The following is a 20,519-nucleotide window of genomic DNA, read 5'->3' as shown; positions in this document are numbered from 1 at the left end:
CGCTCAGTGCGGGATATTCTCTGTGATCCCGAGATCGGCACGTTCGACCCGGCCGACGTTCGACTCCACCTGGGTCCCGAGGCGAGCGTCGCCGACCTCAAGGCTTCCCTCTCGTGGGCCGTGCACGACGCCGGCCACGACGACGTGCTGCTGGTCTACTTCGCCGGGCACACCATGGAGCCCGAGTGGAGCCGCGGCACCGACGTCTACCTGGTCACGCCCGACCTCGACGATCGCGTGCTGGCGCACGACCCGGATGCGGGCCTGCGCATGTCGTACCTCAAACGGCACGTCCTGGGCCGCTTCCCCGGCACCGCCCTGCTGATCCTCGACTGCTGCCGGGCCGGCAGCCTGATCGCCACCACCGAGCAGACCATCGACATGATCAGTCACGAGGGCCGGCCGGAGGCCCGGTACAGCGCCCTGATGGCCTGCGCGCGGAACGGCACCACCCGCGAGGACGCCGCGCTCGGCCACGGCGTGCTGACCCATCACGTGCTCCGCGGCCTGCGCGGCCAGGCGGTCGACCGCCGCGGCCAGGTGACGTTCCAGGCGATGAGCAACTACGTCCAGGAGCAGGCGCTCGACCCGACCCCGGGGGTCGTGACCAAGTGCTGGGGCGGCACCACGGTCCTGACCCGCCCCGAGGCCGACGAGTCCGGCGTCGGCCCGTCGGTGGTGTCCTCGGTGCCGGTCGGTGTCGACCTGACGCCGCTGGGTAACCCGCTCGACGCCCACTCGGCCGGTATTCTGGCGCTGATCGACCGCATCTCGCACGCCGCCCGCACGTCGACCGCGTCGGGCAGTTCCGAGCCGCTCCCGGCCAATGTTCAGCACATCCGGTCGGCGACCGAGGCGGATTCGGTGGCGCTGCTCGAATACACCGCGGCCGAGATCAAGACGGTCGACGCCACCCCGCGCTTCGACCTGGAAGACCTGCGCCACCTGATCCAGCCGGCCGAGGAGTCGGTCCTCCCGACCAACCCGGAGTGGTTCGGCCACACCGTCGAGTTCACCGGGCTCACCCTGCTGTGCACGCCGGTGAAGCGGGCGGCCGACAAGGTGCTGGTCCTGGTCGTGGTCAACCCCCGGCCCGATCTGGCGGCGGCCGGGCAACTGGTGGCGAAGGTGCTCGAGACCGTCTGGCGGGCCGACTTCGCGACCCATCCGCTGGAGGCCGAGGTGTCGGCCCTGACCGCCCTCCGGGCCACCTTCGGCCGGCTGCCCACGCCCATGTTCGAGCGCTGCTACCAGCAATATCAAGAGGTCATCCGGTCGCTGGAGATCGTCTTCCAGCCGGTCGTCACGATCGGGCCCACGCCTCAGCGGGTCGGCGTGCACAGCTATGAGGCGCTCGCCCGGCGGTCCCTGGAAGATCCGCGCGCGCCCGCGGCGATGCTCCAGGTGCCGGATGTCTGGGGCGACTGTTTCGTGGTCGCCCGTGACAAGATCATTACCGAGAAGGCCCTCATGGCGTACGCCCGCGCGCACGCCGAAGGCCCCTGGGATGTGCCGAAGCCGGTGTCGGTCAACGTGTCGGTGCGGGCGCTGCTCAGCGACCCGTACATCGAATCGGTCCGCGACGCGATCGCCGCGGCCAACCTCGACCCCGCCGCGGTCACCCTGGAGATCTCCGAGCGCGACCCGATCGAGCCCCGGGCCGGCGAGCAGTGGCCGGACGAGCCGCACGCCTACTTCCACAACCGGCTGGTGGAGATCGCGCGGGACATCGGTGTCGGCTTCGCGGTCGACGACTTCGGCGCCGCGTACGCCTCCCTGTCCCGCATGGCCGAACTGCCGCTGACCCAGATCAAGGTGGACCGGGCGATCCTGCACCACCGGCAGGCCCTGCTGGAGCTCTCGTTCGTGGTGGCGATGGCCCGGGACGCGCTCGACCGGGGCGAGACCCACGCGCCGCGGGTGGTCATCGTCGAGGGCGTCGACGCGGAGTCGCCGGTCACCCTTCGGCAGATCGCCGAGCAGAAGATCCGCCACGTGCAGGGCTACATCACCGGCGAACCGGCCGCCGCCCGGCTCCGGCGGTTGCCGCTCGAGACCCGCAAGGAGATTGCCGCCCGTGTCAACGGTGACGACGAACCACGTGCGATTGAACTTGCCCGAGGAAGTGCTGCGAGAGGTGGCTCTTCCCTACGAAGGGGTGCGTGACGCCGCCGGCATCGTGATCGCCATCGAGGGCGTCAACGTGGCCGCGAGCATCGTCACGCTGGCCACCCTCAAGCAGTACGCGCCCCGGCTGGCCTCGTCGCTCCGCCAGTGGCGCCTGCGTCAGCCCCGTCGCGCCGCCGGCGAGCCGACCACGCTGACCGTGCGCGGCCCGGGCCTCAGCCTGACCGTCGACCTGCCGCCCAACGTCAGCACCCAGCAGCTGTTGACCCAGCTCGCGCCGCTCCTCGACGACGAGCGGCCGTCACCGTAGGCCGACGCAGTCCAGGTCCCAGAAGGTGTGCAGGTAGACCAGCGTCCCGGTCATCCACTCCTCGTACGCGGACAGCTTGACCACCTGGAACGCCACGTCCGGGAGGCGCAGCGACGGCTTCCGGAACCCGTGGTCGCCACCGGGCGAGAAGCCGCGGCGCGAGTAGTAGGCCGGGTCTCCTTCCAGAAACACCAGGGGTACGCCGCGCTCCTCCATGAGCGCCACCCCGTACTCGATCAGCCGCTTGCCGACCCCTTGCCGCTGCCGGTCCGGCGCGACCGCGATCGGGCTGAGCACCCGCACGTCGACCAGCCGGCTCGGCGCGTCCAGCAGGCTCGTGGTGAACAGCACGTGCCCGATCACCTCGCCGCCGTCCTCGGCGACCACGCCCGTCCACTTCGGATCATCGCGTCGCAGCGCATCGAGCAGCCGTGCGACCACGTCGCCCTTGGCGCCACCGAACGCCGCCCGCTGCACCTCACGCGCGGCATCGTGATCGGCGGCGGTTTCCTCACGCAGGATCATGTCTCGGACGCTACCCACGCTGTCATCCGATTTTTCGGCATCATGTCGGCGTGACTGTGCTGTTCGACGGCGAGATCCACGTCCATTACCGCTTCATCAACCTGACCATCGCCGGGGAGATGCCCGACGTCAGCCGCGCGTCCGGCGGCCAGCGCAACGGCCTCTGCGGCGCCGGCGTCCCCGATGCCCTGGCGATGATCACCGGCCTGCACACCGGCTCGGTCCCGTTCACGATGACCTGGCACGAGACCGAGCCGCCGGTGTCGGACGAGTGGGAAGAGGTGGAGCAACGGCTGGCCGCCGTGCGAGCCGAGCAGAAAGCCGCGGCGGAACGCCGGGAGTGGGGTGGCCGCGCGCCCACCCCACGCCTGCGCGAGCTGACCGGCAACGCCCGCAACATGGCCCGTTCCCACCGGGACCTGCTCGATGAGCTCGCCGCCCAGCCGCCGTCGGCCCAGCGCGAGATCGCCACCTGGCTGGCCCGCCAGGCCTTCGAGATCGCCGACCTGACCGGCGATCCCGCGGCGGCCGCGGCGTTGACGGCGCTGGAGAGCGGCGACCCCTTGCCGCCACCCTTCGACACCCCGGAAGCCGCCTACGACCACATCCACCCGCGCGCGACCAGAAACTTCGTCGGCTACGTGTCCTTCGGCAAGCCCACCGGCCCGCGCCCGCCCATCCATCGCCCGTCGTTCGCCGTCCCGGCCCTCTTCGGCGCCGCCGAGTCCGACCCTCTCCAGGCCATTGTGGAGGCGTTTCACCACACCGAGGCCACCTTCGACGACCGCAAGGCCGAGCTCGTCCCGGCCCTGCGGTCCCGCTGGCTGACGTGATCGCACTTCCTGTCCGTTGACCAGCGACCAGTTGCGGCTTGACTAGTGCACCGGCAGGGGACTACAACTAGCGATTGTCGGAGGCGGTTCGGATGAGTGTGTTTCTCGGTGCTGAGGAGTTGGACGGCGTGGGTGAGTGGCGGAAGAGCTCGTTCAGCGGCGCCGCCGGCCACTGTGTCGAGGTCGCCGCGGTGGAGGGCGGCATCGCAGTTCGTAACAGCACATCGCCCGAGTCCGGCGCGCTGACGTTCAGCGACGCGGAATGGGCGGCGTTCGTCGCTGGGTGCAAGGCCGACGAGTTCGGCTTCATCGAGTGACGAACCGCGGCGGGAGCGCCCGGCCACAGGCGCTCCCGCCGCTCAGCCACCTCAGAGCTTCTGCGCCTCAGAGTTTCTGCAGCTGGGTGACGACCATCGCGACCGCGAAGAAGCCGTAGAAGGCGATCGCCGCGAAGATCCCGAACAGGCGCCAGCCACGCAGGCGGATGGCGGCCGGCAGGTCGCGTACGTTGAGCTTCACCAGCAGGCACGAGTAGAGCAGCGTGACCACCGACGCCGCGCAGGTCGAGACGATCAGCAGGCCCAGCGGCTGGGTGAAGCCGGCCAGCAGGATGATCGACCCCAGCACGATCTCGCCCCACACCACGGCGAGGTAGAGCTTCGACTCGCTGACGCGCTGGGAGACGAAGGACGAGACGTAGTCGCTGACCACCCGGCCGATCACGTCGAGCAGGCCCATCGCGGCGGCCCACAGGGACACCGCGGCGATCGCGAAGAACAGGATCTTCAGCCAGGTGCCGACCGACGCGGCCAGCACGTCACCCTCGATGCGGAGGAACGACGGGTCGTTCTTGAGGTCGTCCCGGCCGAACAGGGTCTCGTACGCGAGCAGGCTCATGATCGTGATCGTCAGGAAGCAGACGAGCAGGAACGCCACCAGGTGCTCGGTGTTGGTCCGCTTCCACCACACCCGCCAGCGCGACAGGTTCTCCGGGTCCTGCGGGAACGTGTAGCGGGCCGCCCCGGACGCCTCCTCCTGGCCGGTGATCGGGGAGATCAGGCGGGGCACGTGCGCGCCCATCCCGTACCGCTTGTCCCGGATCCAGTTGCTGAGCACCAGGTTGTGCACGCCGCCGGCGCCGGCCGCCCCGATCGCGCTCAGGATCAGCGTGAACGTGATCGCCGACGGGATCTGCCCGAAGCCGGTGACCGCCTCGCGCGCGCCCTCGCCCCAGGTGGCGGCCGAGATCACGAACACCACCACGACGACCAGGAAGAACAGGGTCAGTCCGACCTTGACGGCCTCCACCCGCTCGATCGTCTTGTAGATCACTTTCGAGATGCTGAGGAGTACGCCGATGAGCACCAGCGCCACCACGGTGATCCACACCGGGTTGCCGCCGCCGACCAGGTAGGTGAAGACGGTGGAGCCGCTGGTCGCCCAGCCCGGCCACACGTACTGGAACGCGCCGGCCAGGCAGATGATCACGCCCCAGCCCCGCCACCAGCGCGAGAAGCCGGCGACCGCGGTCTGCCCGGTGGCCAGCGTGTAACGCTCGATCTCCATGTTGATCACGAACTGCACGAGCAGCGTGGTGATCGACAGCCAGAGCAGGCCGAGCCCGCCGATCGCGGTCAGGTAGGGCCACAGGATGATCTCGCCGGCGGCCAGGCCGATCCCCACGGCGACCACGCCCGGGCCGATCATCCGTCGCAGGGACAGGGGTTCGGGCAGGTCGCGGAGGACGGGCTCGGCGTCGGGCGGGCGGGTCAGGGGCTTGCTCATCGGACACCTCCGGGGGCGGGGTGGGTCAGCAGACGGTTGAGGTGGTCGAACATTCGGCCGGTGTCCGGCACGAGCCCGGTGAACAGCTCGAACGCGGCCGCGGCCTGGAAGACGCACATCGTGGTGCCGCCGAGCGAGCGCAGGCCGAGCCGGTCGGCGGCGCGCAGCAGCGGCGTTTCCACGGGCATGTAGACGATGTCGGCGACCCACAGCCCCGGCCGCAGCAGGTCGATCGGCAGCGGCAGGCCCGGCTGTGCGCTCATGCCGACCGGGGTGGCGTTGACCAGGCCGTCCGCGCCGGCCAGCGCGCCCGGGAGACGGTCCGGCGGCGCGACCGCGATGCGGTCGATCTCGAAACGCGCGCTGAGGGCTTCGGCCAGCCGGCCCCGTCGCTCCTCGTCGGGGTCGATCACGGTCAGGTGGCGTACGCCCAGAGCAAGCTGAGCGAACGCGCAGGCCGCACCCGCGCCGCCCGCCCCGAGTTGCACTACCCGCTCGATTTCGGCGCCGGGCAGCCCGCGCCGGAACGCCTGCGCGAACCCGTACGCGTCGGTGTTGTCGCCGAACCGCCGGCCGTCCCGGAACACCACGGTGTTGACCGCGCCGATGTCCCGGGCCTGCGGCGACAGGTCGTCGAGCAGGCCGACCACCTGCTGCTTGAACGGGTGGGTCACGTTGACGCCGGCCAGCCCCGCCGCCTCGGCGCGAGCGAGCAGGGTGCCCAGGTCGTGCGGCGTGTGCGGGTCGTCGACGTCGATCAGCGCGTACGTCAGATCGAGCCCGTGGGCCCGGCCCTCGGCCTCGTGCAGGGCGGGGGACAGCGAGGTCGCGATGCCCGCGCCGATCAGGCCGCACCGTGTCGTCGGCATTCGTGCTCCTTGATGTACTAACTGGTACGTTAGTAACCGGCAAAGGCGCACCCTTTGTCAAGGAGACGCGATGGACCGTGCCGCTCAGCGGAACCCCGACGTCGTCGTGGCCCGCGTGGCGGCCGTCCTGTCCACCTTCGACACTTCCCCCCGCGCCCAGCGCGTGTCCGACATCAGCCGCCGCCACCACCCTCACTGCCCACCTGGCGACGCTCGACGGCCCCCGCGTCACCTACCTCATCACCACCCCACCCCTTTGCTCTGAGCACTCATACGTACCCCCCAAGCCGGACGCCGCCAGGCCAGGCTGCCGCGGGAGAAAACCCCAGGTCACCCGCCGATTCCGGCCCGGTTGCCCCGAACGCCTCGGCCGAGCCGCCGGCCCGGAATGAGGTCCGCGAAACCCCCTTCGAGACGTTTTCCCAGGTCGATTGGGGGGTGAGTATGAGTACGCAGAGCAAAGGGGGTGGGCATGCGCATGCGGGTGCGGCGGGGAAGGCGTTGCTGGCGGCGGGGGGCGAGGACGCCGTGGATGAGATCTGCGAGGCGCCGCTCGTGGCGGCCGGGCCGCAGACGATCACCGATGCGCGGCAGTTGCGGCGGGAACTGGCCCGGATCCGGGCCGGCGGCATCGCCTACGAGTGTGAGGAGTCCGGCCGGGGGCGCGGCGGGCTGGCTGTGGTCGTACCCGGAATGCGGGTTTGCCGTGGGGGTTTCGGGCCGGGCCGATGCCGTCCACCCGAGAGCCGTCGGGCCCGCGCTCCAGGTGGTGGCGCGGGCCCTCGGGCGGGAGACGCCTCAGTCACGCACGTAGTAGTGCCCGTTGGCGTCGTCGAACCGGCCGCCCCGACGGCAGCACCGGCGGAAACCGCCGCCCGGAACCACACGGGCACGGGTCGTTGCCGCCGAGTTTCTCGATCAGTTCCTTGTCCGCGCCGACCACCCGGTCGCCGCGTTTGACCTGCGTCTCGCTAGAGGGAACCCCCGGCGACGCTTGCTGGTCGGCTCAAAAGGACGCCTCGGCGTCGTGGTCGCGGTGCATGGCTGCCTCCCAGGGTCGACGTTGCGCCGGAAGGCTAGCCGAAGGGTCCGTCACGACGCAGGTCATTTAGTGGATGGGCCAGAGATCGGCGACCACCGCGCGGCCACGATGATCGCCGATCTCACGGGCGGCGGCTCAGTCGTTCAACACACAGGGGGCGAGTGCGTCGAGTCCGACCGGCTTCGCCGCGGTGCGGCCGATTGCGGTGGCCATGCGGTTGATCGTGGCGACCCGCTTGTCCTCCAGCGGCCCGAGGATCGCGTTGTTCACGAAGTTGGGGCCGCCCTGGTCGCCGTCGCGGGAGAGGCGGGCGTTGGCCTCGTCGATCTGGGTCTGCAGCAGGGCGAGGTTGCGGTCGATCTCGGCCTGGGCCGACGCCGGGACGTCCGGCAGCTGGCCGGCCACGTCGGGGCAGGAGATCACGCCGAACGGAGCGTCCGCGTTGTCACCCTCCTCGGCCGGGGGCGCCTCTTCGGCCGGCGGGGCCTCCTCAGCGGGCGGGGCCTCTTCGGCGGGCGGGGCTTCCTCGGCCGGCGGGGCGGCCTCGTCGGAGACCGAGCACGCCGCGAGCGCGTCCAGGCCCTGCGGCTTCTCGCCGGCCCGGCCGATCGAGATGGCGATCCGGTCGATCGTGCTGATCCGCTTGTCCTTCAGGGGAGTCAGGATCGCGTTGTTCACGAAGTTGGGGCCGCCCTGGTCGCCGTCGCGGGACAGCCGGGCGTTGGCCTCGTTGATCTGGGTCTGCAACAGGGCCAGGTTGCGGTCCACCTCGGCCTGGGCGCGAGCCGGGATGGCCGGCAGCGCACCGGCCACGTCAGGACAGGAGATTACGCCGAACGGGGCATCCGCGGAGTCACCCTCCGAGGCCATCGCCACGCCGAGCCCACCGGCGGTCACGGCCAGCGCCGCGGCGCCAATTGTCACGGGCTTCCACCAGCGGCGGTTTCCCTGCCTGCGCAACGAGCCGTTCATGTTCTTCCACCTCTTCGCTAGGGCGTTCTACGTCGATCGATACGGACGCCCGGAGCCGGCTCGTTCAAGAATTTCCGGAGCCGTGGAAAGCGGTCGGGAAGGTTGCTCTCGACTTCCTTAAGTTCCGATGAAGTCGCCGCGGGAGGTGGCGTCGGCGTTCCCGGAGCGGGCGTCCACGGTGAAGGTGTCGCCACTCGGCCCACGTCCGGCGCCGTGTGAGAACTGCGCCGCGAAGACGTAGGTGCCGGGCCGTAGCCTGGCTCCCTCTTTCAGGGTGTACGTGTACAGCAGCGCGTCCGCGGTGTCTTTCGCGGTGAACGTGAGGTCCGAGTTGGGCACGGTGGTGAACCAGCCGGCCCGGGCCGCGTCCCTGGTCCGCTCGACCCGCACGGTCACCGAGACCCAGGTCGGCTTGTCGGCCTTGATGGTGACCGTGTTCTGCGTCCAGGTGGCCACCGACGCCTGGTCGACGATCCCCGAGACGGTGACCAGGCTGGGCGTGGCCGGCGGCTTCTTCGGCGCCTTGCTGCCGGCCGGCGGCCGGTCCGGGTCTTCGGTGACGGGATCGGGGCTGGTCGCGGCCGGTGGGCTCGGCTTGGGCGCCTTCCCGGCCGGCGTCCGTGATGGGGCGGCGGCCGGTGGCCGGACGGCCGCGCCCGGGGGCGGCGGCTCGGGGGAGTCCTGGTCGAGCCGCACCGTGATCACCCCGCCGACGGCCACGGCCACGACGGCCAGGGCGACGGCGGCCGGGCGGATCCGGTCGCGGCGGGCGGCGGCCGCACGCCGGGTGGCGGCGCGCCGGGCGATCATCGCGCTGTCCGGCTCGTACGCGTCGGCGGCCTGCCGAAGCTCGAAGCGCAACCGGTCGTCGGAGTGGCTCATCGGCGCTCCAGCACCGGCAGCAGCCCGAAGTCGGCCGTGTGGCCCGCCTTGCGCAGCAGCGTGGCCAGCTGGTCGGCGCCCCGCGAGGTGTGGCTCTTCACCGCGCCCACCGAGATCCCGAGAATCGCCGCCACCTCCTTCTCCGGCACGTCGAACGCATAGCGCAGCACCACACACTCGCGCCGCCGGAGCGGCAGCTGCCGCAGCGCGGCCCGGACGTCGAGCACCGCGGGGACGTCGGGTCCGCGGTACTCGTCGGTCGTCAGCCGGCTGCGCAGCAGGCCCAGCCGTTCCCGGCGTTCCCGGCGCAGCCAGCCGCGGGCGGTGTTGGCGAGCACGCCCCGGGCGTACCCGAGCGGATTGTCGGCGCTGGTGACCCGGCGCCAGTGCCGCCAGATCTCCACCAGCGCGTCCGCCGCGATGTCGGCCGCGGCGTCGGCGTCACCGGTGATCAGGTAGGCCAAACGCGCCAGATCGGCGTGATATTGCTCGAAGAACGCCTGGTAGGCGCCTTCCCGATCGGCCCGCACGGACAGAGGTACGGATCAGAGCCGCCGAGGGTTCGAACGGACGTGAGGAGAGACACATTCGATACGAGCCCGTTCCGTATCGAGTGGGAGGCGATCTAGTCTTCGTCAGGAATACGGATCAGTCTCGTATCGAAAATGAGAGAAGAACACCATGAACGGACATCCCCGGCGCTGGGCCATCCTGGGCGTCCTCGTCATCAGCCTGCTGGTGGTGGTTCTGGACAACACGGTTCTGAACGTCGCCATGCGCACCATCGCCGACCCCGACCAGGGCCTGGGCGCCACCCAGAGCCAGCTCGAGTGGGCGATCAACTCGTACACCCTGGTCTTCGCCGGTCTGCTCTTCACCGCCGGCGTGCTGGCCGACCGCTACGGCCGCCGGCTCAGCCTGATCATCGGCCTGTCCATCTTCGGCATCGCGTCGCTGGTGTCGGCCTACGCCGCGACCTCCGGCCAGCTGATCACCGCCCGCGCCGTGATGGGCCTGGGCGCCGCCGCGATCATGCCGGCCACCCTGTCGATCATCGCGAACGTCTTCGACCCGCGCGAGCGCGGCCGCGCCATCGGCGTGTGGGCCGGCGCCGTCGGCCTCGGCGTCGCGATCGGCCCGATCGTCGGTGGCTTGCTGCTCGAGAACTTCTGGTGGGGCTCGGTCTTCCTGATCAACGTGCCGGTCGTGATCTTCGGCATCGTCATGGTCGCCGTGCTGGTGCCGGAGTCCCGCGACCCCAAGCCCGGCCGGATCGACATCGGCGGGGTGCTGCTCTCGGTGGTCGGCCTCAGCCTGCTGACGTACGGCGTGATCGAGGGTGGCGAGGAAGGCTTCGGCGACCCGCGCGCCTGGGGCACGCTGCTCGGCGCGGCCGTCGTGCTGACCGGCTTCGTGCTGTGGGAGCGCAGCCGCGAGTTCCCGGCGCTGGACGTCAAACTCTTCAAGAACCGCCAGTTCGCCGCCTCCACCGGCGTGATCGGCCTGATCTTCTTCGCCGCGATGGGCGCGATGTTCTTCAGCGCCTTCTACCTCCAGCTGGTCCGTGACTACGGCCCGCTCGCCTCGGGCGCCCTGTTCGTCCCGTTCGCGGTCGGCCAGCTGGTGTTCGCGCCGCGCAGCGCGGCCATGGTCCAGCGGTTCGGCCCCAAGGCGGTCAGCACGGTCGGCCTGCTGCTGGTGACCGCCGGCCTGGCCGGGTTCATCTTCATCGGCGCGACCACCCCGATCTGGATCGTCGGCGGGCTGTTCTTCCTGATGGGCGTGGGCATGGCCAATGTCATGCCGCCGGCCACCGAGTCGATCATGGCCGCCCTGCCGCGGGAGAAGGCCGGTGTCGGCTCCGCCGTCAGCAACACCATCCGGCAGGTCGGCGGCGCGCTCGGCGTGGCCGCGATCGGCGCCGTGGTCAGCTCGGTCTACCGGAGCAACCTCGACGGCGCGGCCGACGGTCTGCCCCCGGCGGCCCGCACGGCCGCCGAGGAGTCCATCTCCGGCGCGTACGGCGTGGCCGAGCAGGCCGGTGCGGCCGGCTCCGGTCTGATCCAGTCCGCCAACGACGCCTTCATCACCGCGATGCACTACGCGTCGATCGGCGGCGTCGTGGTCGCCCTGCTCGGCGTGGCCGCGGCCGCGATCTGGCTGCCCGGCAAGCGCCCCGCCCAGGCGCCCGCGCCGACCACCGAAGAGAGCCTGGCCGAGGAGCAGGGCGTCGCTCTGGTCGAGGCGTAACGCGCAGGCAACAATGGATGCCATGACGACCGCGAGCGCGGAAACCGGAACCGACCTGGAGCGCAAGGCTCCAGGTCGGCCCCGCAGCGCCAAGGCCGACGAGGCCATCATGAGTGCCGTGATCGACCTGCTCAGCGAGGGGCAGGCCGGTTCCGCCCTGTCGATGGAGGCGGTCGCGGCGCGGGCGGGGGTCGGCAAGGCGACCATCTATCGCCGCTGGCCCAACAAGGAAGCCATGCTGGTCGACGCGGTCCGCACCATGAAGGGCCCGCCGGTGCAGCCGCCCGGCGAGTCGATCCGGGGCGACCTGATCGCCCTGGCCACCGCGAACCGGGGCAAGCGCATGGAGGCGTACGGCAAGGTCACCGCCTGTCTGCTCCCCGACCTGGTGCGCGACGAGGAACTGCGCAAAGCCTTCGCGGCGGTGATGGAGCCGCGTCGCGACCTGACGCGGGCCGTGCTCCGCCGCGGCATCGAGAACGGCGAGCTGCGCGCCGACCTCGACATCGAGCTCAGCCTGCTGATGCTGAGCTCACCCACCATGGTGCAGAACTGGCTGAACTGGAACCCGAACGTCCCGCGTGAGGGCTTCGCCGAGAAACTCGTCGACGCGTTCCTGCGCGGCGCGGCGACCTAGGAAGCGGCTCGGCGCAGCGCGACGACGGCGATGTCGTCGGCGCGCTGCCCGTTGCCGGCCAGCCGGTCGAGCAGGCGGCTGCAGAAGTCGTCCAGGTCGGCCTCGATCTCGGCGGCGCACCGGGCCAGGGCGGCCAGGCCGACGTCGATGTCCGCGTCGCGGCGTTCGACCAGGCCGTCGGTGTAGAGAACCAGCGTCCCGCCGGGCGGCAGCACGAATTCGAGGTCGGCGGGACGGTCGGCGTTGATGCCGAGCAGCGGGCCGTGGGTGTCGAGGAAACGAACCCCGTCGGGGGTACGCAGCAGCGGCGGCGGGTGCCCGGCGCTGGCCAGGCGGACGTGACCGGTGGCCGGCTCGATCGTGAACAGGCAGACCGTGGCCGAGTCGGTCGGCAGCACCGTACGCATGAAGTGATTGACCAGGTCGAGCACCGCGCCCGGCGGATGGCCCTCGACCGCGTAGGCGCGCACGGCGTGCCGGATCTCGGCCATGACCGTGGCCGCGTGCAGCGAGTGCCCGGCCACGTCGCCGATCGCCACCAGCAGACGGCCGTTCACCATGGTCATCTCGTAGAAGTCGCCGCCGACCTCGGTCTGGTTGCCGGCCGGCTCGTACCGGACGGCCCGCTCGAGGCCGGGCACCACCGGCAGCCGCGACTGCAGCAGGCTGCGCTGCATCATGATCGCGATCCGGTGCTCCTCGTCGTACGACCGCTGCGCCTCCACCGCCGCCGCCATCGCCTGGACGAGCTGACGCAGCACCGGGAAGCCGGGCATCTGGGCGCTGTTCGGCACCGCGACGTACACCGGCGGCCGGTCGACGCGCAGCCGGGCCACGGCCACCGCCACCGTCTCGCCCTCGGGCCACTCGGCCACGTCCCAGTCGGCGGGCTGGTCGGTGCGGACCAGCGAGCCGACGGCCACGTTGCGCTCGTCCAGCGACCACGGGATGACTTCCGGGGGGCTGCCCGTGGCGGCCAGGCTGACACCCTCGGAGGTCTCGGCCAGCACCACCACCGGACCGCCGAAGATGCTGACCGCGCCCACGGCGGCGGCCTGGAGCAGACCACCCAGGGTGCGCGCCGAGTTGATCTCCAGGGTGGTCTCGGCCAGCGTGATCATGCGCGCGGCCAGGGTCTCGGCCCGCTGCCGGGCGCGGTAGTAGCGCAGCACGGCCTGCACGGTCGCGATCAGCTCGTCCGGCTCGATCGGCTCGGCCAGGTAGGCGTCGGCGCCGCGGTTCAGGCCGTGCGCCCGGTCCACCACGTCCACCGCGTGGGCCGACACGTGGATCACCGGCAGCACGCCGTACACCGGATCGGTCTTGATGCGTTCGCAGACGTCGAAGCCGCTCATGTCGGGCAGTTTGACGTCGAGCACCACCAGATCCACGTCGGAATCGGGCAGCAGGGCCAGCGCCTCGGTGCCCGTCTCGGCCTCCAGCACCGAGAACCCGGCCCGGCTCAGCCAGCTGACCAGCAGGTAGCGCTTGGTGGCGCTGTCGTCGACGACCAGGATCGTGGCGGGCGTCACGGCGCACCGACCGGCAGGGCGACGGTGAAGGTGCTCCCCTTCCCGGGCTCGGACGTGACCCGGAGACCACCACCGAGGATGGTCACCAGGCGCCGGGCGTACGGCAGGCCGAGCCCGGTGCCCTTGCCGCTCAGCGCCCGGCTGCCGGGCACCTGGTAGAACTCCTCGAAGACGCGTTCGTGCAGCTCGGGCGGGATGCCGGTGCCGGTGTCGGCGACCTCGAAGACGGCGTCCTGGTCGACCTGGGTGACGCTGAGCCGCACCGAGCCGGCCGCGGTGAACTTGATCGCGTTGGTCAGCAGGTTGCGCAGCACCTGGACCAGCAGCACCTCGTCGGTGCGGATCGAGGCCAGGCCCGGCTCGTCGACGACAAATGTCACCTCGGGCCGGGTGGCCAGCGGGCGCAGCGTGCCGCGCAACTGGCCGAAGACCGCCCGCAGGTCGACGTCGGTCCGCGCGGGCTCGATCCGGCCGGCCTCCGCCTTGGCCAGGTCGAGCAGGTCGTTGACCAGGGACAGCAGGTCGCTGGCGGAGGTGCGGATGAGGTCGACCTGGCGGCCCTGGTCGCTGGTCAGCTGGTCCGAGCCGTCGTCGGTCAGCAGCCGGCCCAGCCCGATGATCGCGGTGACCGGCGCCCGTAGCTCGTGGCTGACGTTGGCCAGGAACCGGGTCTTCGCCTCGCTGGCCGCGCGCAGCTGCACCGACTTCTCGTCCAGCTCGGCGTAGAGCGCCACGACGCCGCGGTTGGTCTCTTCCAGCTCTTCGGAGAGCTGGTGGTAGAGCGCCATCACGCCCTGGTTGGTCTCCTCGAGCTCGGCGTTCAGCCGGGCCAGATCGTCACGCTGGGCCCGCACCTCGTCGAGGGCGGCGATGAGCTGCTGGTTCTGCACCGCGAGCTCGTCCAGCGGGCTGCCGGGGCGGTGTGCGTCGAGGCGGGAGCGGATCTCGTCCATGGAATCGAGGCTCAGCCGATGGGCGCCGGCCGGCAGGCGGCGGGCCATGCGCACCACCGTACCCGTCTCGCCATCACCGACCTCCATCGTGTCGACCAGCCGGTTGACCGCCCGCAACTGCTCGGCGAGCGAGACGGCGTCACCTGGTCCCGTCATCTCTACCAGAAGGGTAGGTGCAGGGTCTCGGCGAAGAAGGAACGCCACGGTGGTGACCTGTCCGCCGGCCACCATCACCCGGGCCGCCTCGCTCAGCGCGGTGGCCAGCCGGGTCTGGTCCTGGCCCACCAGGCCGACCTCACGGGCGACCTCGCGGCCGAGGTGGCGGACGGCGAAGATGTCCTGCTGAACCCGGAGCCGCATGCGGGCCAGGACCTCATTCATGCCGGGCCACCAGCACGCCGGCGTCGTCCCGGCGGGTGCCCGCGTCGCGCAGCACGGTCGCCGCGATCACCTGCGGCGAGCGGCTGAGCAGGCCGGGGTAGTCGGCCGGGTTCCACCGGTCGACCACGCCGTCGGAGTGCATCAGCAGCACGGCACCGCGCGGGAACGGGTAGTCGTAGGCGCGGACCTGCCGCCGCTGGTGTCCGGCGATGCCGGGCAGCGAGACCAGGCCGCGGCGGGGCGCGTCGAGCGCGTGGATCGACCCGGAGATGTTGCCCAGGCCGGCGTAGTGCACGACACCGGCGGCCTCGTCGATCTCGGCCACCGCCACGGCGGCGCCGCGGGTGTGCGAGAGGCCGCGGTGCAGGGCGTCGATCAGGGTCGCGGGGGGTGCGGGGGCGGCGAGCCGGAAGACGCGTACGGCTTCGTGAGCGGCCGCCGCGGCCAGCGGGCCGTGTCCCAGCCCGTCCACCATCAGCACCTGCCGCCGGCCCTCGGCGACGCGTACGGCGTACCCGTCGCCCGAGGCCGGTTCGCCGGCCAACGGCCGGGTGAGGCCGTCGGCCCAGGCCGGTGCGGGCGCCGTCGCGGGCCAGACCTGGGCGGCGAGCACGGTTCCCTTGCCGGGTACGGAGTGCAGGTCGGACCAGGTCGCCTGGCGCAGGATCGCGCCCAGCCCGATGCCCAGCGTGCCGGCCGTGGAGTGCCCGTCGAAGGCCGCCCGGGCGACGTCGGCCATGCCCGGCCCGCGGTCCACCGCGATCACCTCGACCCCGGCGGTGGCCGCGTCCCGCACCGTACGCACCAGCATCACGCCCTGCTCGGCGTGCTTGACCAGGTTGCCGGCCGCCTCGGCGACCAGGATGGCCAGGTCGGCCATCGGCTTGGCGGGCAGTGCCAGCTCGGTGCCCAGCCGCTCCGCCGCCCGTCGTACGCCCGAGGCCGACGCGGCTTCCTCGACGCGGAACCAGACGCCGTCGTCCATCAGACCCTCGGGCAATGACGACACGGCGGCTCCGCTCATCGGCACCATTTGGTCACGGTGATGCTCGTACCCTCGCCGACCTTGGTGTCGATATCGAACTCGTCGACCAGCCGGCGTGCGCCCGAGAGACCCAGCCCGAGCCCTCCGCCGGTGGTGTAGCCGTCGGTCAGGGCCAGGTCCAGGTCGGGGATGCCCGGGCCCTGGTCCGCGAAAACAATCCTGATGCCTTTACGCCGGCCGTTGTCCACCGAGCTCACCTCGACGGTGCCCCCGCCGCCGTAGACCAGCGTGTTGCGGGCCAGCTCACTGGCCGCGGTGACCAGCTTGGTCTGGTCGACGAGAGAGAGCTTGGCGGTCACCGCGGTGGTCCGGACCAGCTGGCGGACACGGACGACGTCCTGGTCGGAGGCGACCGCGAGCCGATCGGTCATGGCGTGGGCACCGGCAGTTCCTCGTCGTCGCCCTCCTCAGGTTCGGCCTCGTCCGCGGCCCGGGCGAGCATCTCCATGCCCAGCTCGACGTTCAGCGCGGTGCGGATGCCGGGCAGCGACAGGCCCAGCTCGACCAGGGTGATCGCCACCGCCGGGCGCATGCCGACCACCACGGTCTCGGCGTCCAGCACCCGGGAGATCGACGCGATGGTGGCCAGCGTCCGGCCCACGAACGAGTCGACGATGTCCAGCGCGCTGATGTCGATGATCACGCCGTGGCAGCCGGTGGCCACGATCCGGTCGGCGAGATCTTCCTGGAGCTGGAGGGCGACCTGGTCCTCCATGTCGATCTGGATCGACACCAGGAGGACGTCGCCGATCTTGAGAACCGGGACGCGCTCCACGTCAGCGGCCCTTGAGCCGGGCGCTGTTGAGCTTGATGACGTGCTTCAGGGCGTCGGCCAGCGAGGACTTGGTGGCGATGTCGCCGAACTCGATGCCGAGGGCCACGATCGTCTGGGCGATCTGCGGGCGGATGCCCGAGATGATGCACTCGGCGCCCATCAGGCGGGCGGCCACCACGGTCTTGAGCACGTGCTGGGCGACCTGGGTGTCGACCGCCGGCACGCCGGTGATGTCGATGATCGCGTACGGCGACCCGGTGTCGACCAGCGTCTGCAGCAGCCGCTCCATGACCACCTGGGCGCGCGCCGAGTCGAGGGTGCCGACCAGCGGGACCGCGACCACGCCGTCCCAGAGCTTGACCACCGGGGTGGACAGCTCCAGCAACTGCTCGGCCTGGTCGGCGATCAGCTCTTCCCGAACCCGGACATAGCTGGTGACCGTGTGGAGGGCGGCCTGGTCGACGAACCCGGAGAACGCCAGGTAGTCACGCAGGGTGGTGCCGTCGTTCGCCTCCAGCAAGCTGAAGGCCGCGTCCTTGAGCGCGAACACGCTGACCGCGGTCTCGTTGGCCGAGAAACCCTGCCGGGCCCGGGTGGCCGAGAAGTCGCTGAGCAGCCCCCGCAACTCGGCCGAGGCGTCGCCTTCGAGGTCGGTCGCGCCGGCCTCGAACGCCGCCCCGAAGCCGCGTTGCAGCTCGGTGATCTGACGTTCCAGCTCGGCATGGCTCAGCCGGCCGCGAAGAGAGGCGGTGACGCTGTCCGTCCAGCGGCGGATCAGCTCGTCGCCCTGTCCTTTCAACAGGCCGGCGAAGCGACTCGCCTCGTCCGAACTCAGCCCCACTGCGGCCTCCCCAGCTGTGGTCCCCTATCCGACGGCGGGACTCTATCACCGGACCTGCTAATACTTGCTGTAAGCCAACTAACGCCCCGTGCTGCACGCCACGAGGTCCGTGGAGTACCGTCTGCACAGAACTGGGAGGTCCTGAATGTCCCTGACGGTGCAAACGGAACAACGCGGCGACGTCGTCGTGGTCTCGGTGGCCGGCGAGCTCGACATGGCTACCGCCCCCCAGCTCCAGGACCAGATCAGCGACCTGCTCGAAAAGGGTCGCAACCGCCTGGTCTTCGACCTGGCCGAGGTGTCGTTCTGCGACTCGACGGGCCTGTCGGTCTTCGTTCGCGCCAAGAACAGCACCGACGACGCCGGCGGTGTCGTCCGCCTGGCCGCCCCCCAGCGGGGCGTGCTGCGCATCCTCGAGGTGAGCGGCCTGGTCGAGGTGCTGCACACCTACCCCTCGGTGGACGAGGCGGTCGACGCCCAGGAAAGCCCGACCGCCTAGCCCGATCTTCGAGCAAAGCCCCCCTCGACCGAGGGGGGCTTTGTCGTGCGGCTGGACGGCCGCGCGTCTCCCAACCCCGCGCTGCTCCCTCACAGCGCGGGGTTGTTCATCGCACACCTCCCCCGGGGCGGCGGGGGGTTAGGCCAGCCCCACCACATCCAGGATCCAGGCGGCCACGAAGGCCTCTTCCTTCCACGCGTCATAGCGCCCACTGGGCCCGCCATGGCCCGCCCCCATCTCCGTCTTCAGGAGATAGGACCCCTCCGGCGCCACCGCCCTCAACCGCGCCACCCACTTCGTCGGCTCGGTGTAGAGGACCCGGGTGTCGTTGAGCCCGCTCATGGCCAGGATCCGCGGGTACCGAACCGCCCGGACGTTCTCATAAGGGCTGTAGGCCTTCATATAGGCGTACACGTCAGCCGACTCGAGCGGATTGCCCCACTCCTCCCACTCGGTGACGGTGAGCGGCAGCGACGGGTCGAGGATCGACGTCAGCGGGTCGACGAACGGCACCTGCGCCACGATCCCCGCGAACGCCTCGGGGGCCAGGTTGGCCACCGCGCCCATCAGCAGCCCGCCCGCCGAACCGCCGCGGGCGACCAGCCGGTCGGCCGACGTCCACCCGTGCTTGACCACGGCCTGGGCACAGGCCACGAAGTCGGTGAAGGTGTTCTTCTTGGCGAGCATCTTGCCGTTGTCGTACCAGCGCCGCCCCATCTCGCCGCCGCCCCTTATGTGGGCGATGGCGAACACCACCCCGCGGTCGAGCAGCGACAGCCGGGCGATCGAGAAGTAGGGGTCGATGCTGTATTCGTACGACCCGTAGCCGTAGAGCACCAACGGCGCCGTGCCGTCGCGCGGTGTGCCCTTGCGCGCCACGATCGAGATCGGGACCTTGGTGCCGTCGTCGGCCACCGCCCACTCGCGGAACTGCTCGTACCCCTCGGGGTCGTAGCCGCCGAGCACCGGCTGGCGTTTGCGCAGCGTCATCGCGCGGGTGATCAGGTCGACGTCGTACACCGACTCGGGCGTGGTCATCGAGGTGTAGCTGATCCGCACGGACGACGTGTCGTATTCCGGGGTGGAGGTCAGCCCGACGCTGTAGAGCGGCTCGGGGAACTCCATGTCGTACGCCTCGGTGCTGCCGTCGGCGATCACCCGCAGCCCGGTCAGACCGTCCTTGCGGAGCGAGATCACCACGTGTCGCTGGAACGAGTCGACCGACTCGAGCCGGACGCCGGGCTCCTCGGGAATCAGCTCGACCCACTCACCCGGTGCGTCGGCCGACGTGTAGGCCAGCGCGAAATCCTCGGCCTCGTGGTTGTGCAGGATCAGGAACCGGTGCCCGTGATGCTCCACGTTGTATTCCACGCCCTGCCGGCGCGGGGCGACCAGCACCGGCCCGGCTGTCGGGGTGTCGGCGGGAATCGCTCGTACTTCGGACGTGGTCTTGCTGTGGGCGTCGATCAGGATGAACTTCTCGCTGCGGGTGAGCCCGACGCCGACGAAGAAGCGCTCGTCGGGCTCTTCGAAGATCTTGATGTCGTCGGACGCGGGGCGGCCGATGATGTGGCGCCACACGCGGTAGGGACGCCAGGCCTCGTCGACCGTGATGTAGAACAGCACCGACGCGTCGAGCGACCAGGCGCTGCCGTAACCCGTATCGGTGACCTCGTCGGCCAGCACCTCGCCGGAGCGCAGGTCCTTGACCCGAAGCGTGAACCGCTCGTCGCCGGTGAAGTCGGTCGAGTAGGCCAGCCAGTGACCGTCGGGGCTCACGTCGAACGCGCCGAGCTGGAAGAACTCCTTGCCCTCGGCCAGCACGTTGCCGTCGAGCAGCACCTGCTCACCCGCCGCACCCTCGGCCGGCGGATCGGTCTCACCTGGACGGACCGGCACCCGGCAGTGGATGCCGTACTGCTTGCCCTCCTCGGTGCGGGTGTAGTACCACCACTCGCCCTTGCGGACCGGGACGGTCAGGTCGGTCTCCTGCGTACGCGCCTTGATCTCACCGAAGACCGTCTCGCGCAGGCCGGCCAGATGGGCCGTGGCCTGTTCGGCGAAGGCGTTCTCGGCCTCCAGATAGGCGATCGTGTCGGGGTTGTCCTTATCTGCCAGCCAGGAATAGTCGTCCGTCACCGTGTCGCCGTGGAAGGTCCGCTCCGAGGGCACACGGGCGGCCGAAGGCACATTGCTCGTCACCCCGCTCAGGATACCGGCGAGTTCACCCATGTCAGGTGTGACTAGTCGCATGAACAGCT

General features: G+C 70.8%; 21 protein-coding genes and 1 pseudogene. 8 read left to right on the top strand and 14 right to left on the bottom strand.

Annotated elements, in window-relative coordinates:
* Window positions 1–6: 6 nt before the first annotated feature.
* Together AB0M54_RS12295 and AB0M54_RS12290 are read left to right on the top strand one after the other, a co-directional pair.
* Window positions 7–2,166, top strand: a complete 2,160-nt coding sequence (locus tag AB0M54_RS12295; RefSeq protein WP_364322231.1) for an EAL domain-containing protein — start codon at window positions 7–9, stop codon at window positions 2,164–2,166.
* Entirely contained in the window at window positions 2,138–2,437 is a 300-nt protein-coding gene (locus AB0M54_RS12290; protein ID WP_364322233.1) for a hypothetical protein, read from the top strand. Before AB0M54_RS12295 ends, AB0M54_RS12290 begins: the two co-directional genes overlap by 29 nt.
* On the opposite strand, the gene AB0M54_RS12285 is transcribed toward AB0M54_RS12290, so the two are convergent.
* Window positions 2,429–2,962 carry an N-acetyltransferase gene (locus AB0M54_RS12285; RefSeq protein ID WP_364470630.1) on the bottom strand — a complete coding sequence of 178 codons (534 nt, stop codon included), beginning with the start codon at window positions 2,960–2,962 and terminating at the stop codon, window positions 2,429–2,431. The two genes, AB0M54_RS12290 and AB0M54_RS12285, sit on opposite strands and share 9 nt — an antisense overlap.
* 50 nt (window positions 2,963–3,012) lie before the next feature.
* Between AB0M54_RS12285 and AB0M54_RS12280 the strand changes: the two genes are divergently transcribed.
* Both AB0M54_RS12280 and AB0M54_RS12275 read left to right on the top strand, forming a co-directional pair.
* On the top strand, window positions 3,013–3,795 hold the full coding sequence (locus AB0M54_RS12280; RefSeq protein ID WP_364470628.1) for a hypothetical protein: 783 nt from the start codon (window positions 3,013–3,015) through the stop codon (window positions 3,793–3,795).
* Between the two features lie 92 nt (window positions 3,796–3,887).
* Window positions 3,888–4,112, top strand: a complete 225-nt coding sequence (locus AB0M54_RS12275) for a DUF397 domain-containing protein (RefSeq protein WP_364322239.1) — start codon at window positions 3,888–3,890, stop codon at window positions 4,110–4,112.
* Between the two features lie 67 nt (window positions 4,113–4,179).
* Here AB0M54_RS12275 and AB0M54_RS12270 read toward each other — a convergent pair whose 3' ends face one another.
* Window positions 4,180–5,580, bottom strand: a complete 1,401-nt coding sequence (locus AB0M54_RS12270) for an Nramp family divalent metal transporter (RefSeq protein WP_364470626.1) — start codon at window positions 5,578–5,580, stop codon at window positions 4,180–4,182.
* Entirely contained in the window at window positions 5,577–6,449 is an 873-nt protein-coding gene (locus tag AB0M54_RS12265; protein ID WP_364470624.1) for a shikimate dehydrogenase, read from the bottom strand. Before AB0M54_RS12265 ends, AB0M54_RS12270 begins: the two co-directional genes overlap by 4 nt.
* 444 nt (window positions 6,450–6,893) lie before the next feature.
* On the opposite strand from AB0M54_RS12265, the pseudogene AB0M54_RS12260 reads away from it, so the two are divergent.
* Window positions 6,894–7,124, top strand: a pseudogene (locus AB0M54_RS12260) (IclR family transcriptional regulator C-terminal domain-containing protein); the annotation flags it as partial.
* Window positions 7,125–7,251: 127 nt separating this feature from the next.
* Here AB0M54_RS12260 and AB0M54_RS12255 read toward each other — a convergent pair.
* From AB0M54_RS12255 to AB0M54_RS12240, 4 genes are all read right to left on the bottom strand, one after another.
* On the bottom strand, window positions 7,252–7,392 hold the full coding sequence (locus AB0M54_RS12255) for an SEC-C metal-binding domain-containing protein (RefSeq protein WP_364322245.1): 141 nt from the start codon (window positions 7,390–7,392) through the stop codon (window positions 7,252–7,254).
* A gap of 234 nt (window positions 7,393–7,626) precedes the next feature.
* A complete protein-coding gene (locus AB0M54_RS12250; RefSeq protein ID WP_364470622.1) occupies window positions 7,627–8,415 on the bottom strand; it encodes a hypothetical protein in 789 nt (262 codons plus the stop codon).
* A 165-nt stretch (window positions 8,416–8,580) separates the two neighbouring features.
* Window positions 8,581–9,345 carry a hypothetical protein gene (locus tag AB0M54_RS12245; RefSeq protein ID WP_364470620.1) on the bottom strand — a complete coding sequence of 255 codons (765 nt, stop codon included), beginning with the start codon at window positions 9,343–9,345 and terminating at the stop codon, window positions 8,581–8,583.
* A complete protein-coding gene (locus AB0M54_RS12240; RefSeq protein ID WP_364322251.1) occupies window positions 9,342–9,875 on the bottom strand; it encodes a SigE family RNA polymerase sigma factor in 534 nt (177 codons plus the stop codon). Before AB0M54_RS12240 ends, AB0M54_RS12245 begins: the two co-directional genes overlap by 4 nt.
* Before the next feature lie 151 nt (window positions 9,876–10,026).
* Here AB0M54_RS12240 and AB0M54_RS12235 point away from each other — a divergent pair, with 151 nt between their 5' ends.
* Both AB0M54_RS12235 and AB0M54_RS12230 read left to right on the top strand, forming a co-directional pair.
* The gene (locus AB0M54_RS12235) at window positions 10,027–11,595 is read left to right on the top strand and encodes an MFS transporter (protein WP_364322253.1); all 1,569 of its coding nucleotides are present in this window, start codon (window positions 10,027–10,029) and stop codon (window positions 11,593–11,595) included.
* A 22-nt stretch (window positions 11,596–11,617) separates the two neighbouring features.
* Complete coding sequence (locus AB0M54_RS12230; protein WP_364322255.1) at window positions 11,618–12,232, top strand: TetR/AcrR family transcriptional regulator; 615 nt, start codon at window positions 11,618–11,620, stop codon at window positions 12,230–12,232.
* Here AB0M54_RS12230 and AB0M54_RS12225 read toward each other — a convergent pair.
* Genes AB0M54_RS12225 through AB0M54_RS12200 form a run of 6 tightly spaced genes read right to left on the bottom strand, consistent with a single transcriptional unit; the run spans window position 12,229 to window position 17,759 of the window.
* A complete protein-coding gene (locus AB0M54_RS12225; protein ID WP_364322257.1) occupies window positions 12,229–13,764 on the bottom strand; it encodes a SpoIIE family protein phosphatase in 1,536 nt (511 codons plus the stop codon). The genes AB0M54_RS12230 and AB0M54_RS12225 overlap by 4 nt on opposite strands.
* Window positions 13,761–15,098 (bottom strand): sensor histidine kinase, encoded by a 1,338-nt coding sequence (locus tag AB0M54_RS12220; protein WP_364470618.1) that lies wholly within the window; start codon window positions 15,096–15,098, stop codon window positions 13,761–13,763. Before AB0M54_RS12220 ends, AB0M54_RS12225 begins: the two co-directional genes overlap by 4 nt.
* Entirely contained in the window at window positions 15,091–16,122 is a 1,032-nt protein-coding gene (locus tag AB0M54_RS12215; RefSeq protein WP_364322261.1) for a SpoIIE family protein phosphatase, read from the bottom strand. The genes AB0M54_RS12220 and AB0M54_RS12215 overlap by 8 nt, the downstream gene beginning before the upstream one ends.
* Window positions 16,119–16,514, bottom strand: a complete 396-nt coding sequence (locus AB0M54_RS12210) for an anti-sigma regulatory factor (protein WP_364322263.1) — start codon at window positions 16,512–16,514, stop codon at window positions 16,119–16,121. Before AB0M54_RS12210 ends, AB0M54_RS12215 begins: the two co-directional genes overlap by 4 nt.
* The gene (locus AB0M54_RS12205; protein WP_364470616.1) at window positions 16,511–16,918 is read right to left on the bottom strand and encodes an STAS domain-containing protein; all 408 of its coding nucleotides are present in this window, start codon (window positions 16,916–16,918) and stop codon (window positions 16,511–16,513) included. Before AB0M54_RS12205 ends, AB0M54_RS12210 begins: the two co-directional genes overlap by 4 nt.
* A gap of 1 nt (window position 16,919) precedes the next feature.
* Window positions 16,920–17,759, bottom strand: a complete 840-nt coding sequence (locus tag AB0M54_RS12200; protein ID WP_364470614.1) for an STAS domain-containing protein — start codon at window positions 17,757–17,759, stop codon at window positions 16,920–16,922.
* A gap of 145 nt (window positions 17,760–17,904) precedes the next feature.
* Between AB0M54_RS12200 and AB0M54_RS12195 the strand changes: the two genes are divergently transcribed.
* Window positions 17,905–18,258, top strand: a complete 354-nt coding sequence (locus AB0M54_RS12195) for an STAS domain-containing protein (protein WP_364322269.1) — start codon at window positions 17,905–17,907, stop codon at window positions 18,256–18,258.
* 138 nt (window positions 18,259–18,396) lie between these two features.
* Here the strand turns inward: AB0M54_RS12195 and AB0M54_RS12190 are convergent, their stop codons facing one another.
* Entirely contained in the window at window positions 18,397–20,460 is a 2,064-nt protein-coding gene (locus AB0M54_RS12190; RefSeq protein ID WP_364470612.1) for a S9 family peptidase, read from the bottom strand.
* Window positions 20,461–20,519 lie beyond the last annotated feature (59 nt).

The organism is Actinoplanes sp. NPDC051470, from assembly GCF_040682035.1.
GTDB lineage: Bacteria > Actinomycetota > Actinomycetes > Mycobacteriales > Micromonosporaceae > Actinoplanes.
Note: the sequence above shows the minus strand (reverse complement) of the source record. Positions and strands in the feature narration are given on the sequence as shown.

Excerpts from the sequence above, each read along its gene's own strand:
- AB0M54_RS12265 (WP_364470624.1), bottom strand. The coding sequence starts at position 6,449 with ATGCCGACGACACGGTGCGGCCTGATCGGCGCGGGCATCGCGACCTCG.
- AB0M54_RS12270 (WP_364470626.1), bottom strand. The coding sequence starts at position 5,580 with ATGAGCAAGCCCCTGACCCGCCCGCCCGACGCCGAGCCCGTCCTCCGC.
- AB0M54_RS12245 (WP_364470620.1), bottom strand. The coding sequence starts at position 9,345 with ATGAGCCACTCCGACGACCGGTTGCGCTTCGAGCTTCGGCAGGCCGCC.
- AB0M54_RS12235 (WP_364322253.1), top strand. The coding sequence starts at position 10,027 with ATGAACGGACATCCCCGGCGCTGGGCCATCCTGGGCGTCCTCGTCATC.
- AB0M54_RS12215 (WP_364322261.1), bottom strand. The coding sequence starts at position 16,122 with ATGAGCGGAGCCGCCGTGTCGTCATTGCCCGAGGGTCTGATGGACGAC.
- AB0M54_RS12285 (WP_364470630.1), bottom strand. The coding sequence starts at position 2,962 with ATGATCCTGCGTGAGGAAACCGCCGCCGATCACGATGCCGCGCGTGAG.
- AB0M54_RS12220 (WP_364470618.1), bottom strand. The coding sequence starts at position 15,098 with ATGAATGAGGTCCTGGCCCGCATGCGGCTCCGGGTTCAGCAGGACATC.
- AB0M54_RS12210 (WP_364322263.1), bottom strand. The coding sequence starts at position 16,514 with ATGACCGATCGGCTCGCGGTCGCCTCCGACCAGGACGTCGTCCGTGTC.
- AB0M54_RS12230 (WP_364322255.1), top strand. The coding sequence starts at position 11,618 with ATGACGACCGCGAGCGCGGAAACCGGAACCGACCTGGAGCGCAAGGCT.
- AB0M54_RS12195 (WP_364322269.1), top strand. The coding sequence starts at position 17,905 with ATGTCCCTGACGGTGCAAACGGAACAACGCGGCGACGTCGTCGTGGTC.
- AB0M54_RS12275 (WP_364322239.1), top strand. The coding sequence starts at position 3,888 with ATGAGTGTGTTTCTCGGTGCTGAGGAGTTGGACGGCGTGGGTGAGTGG.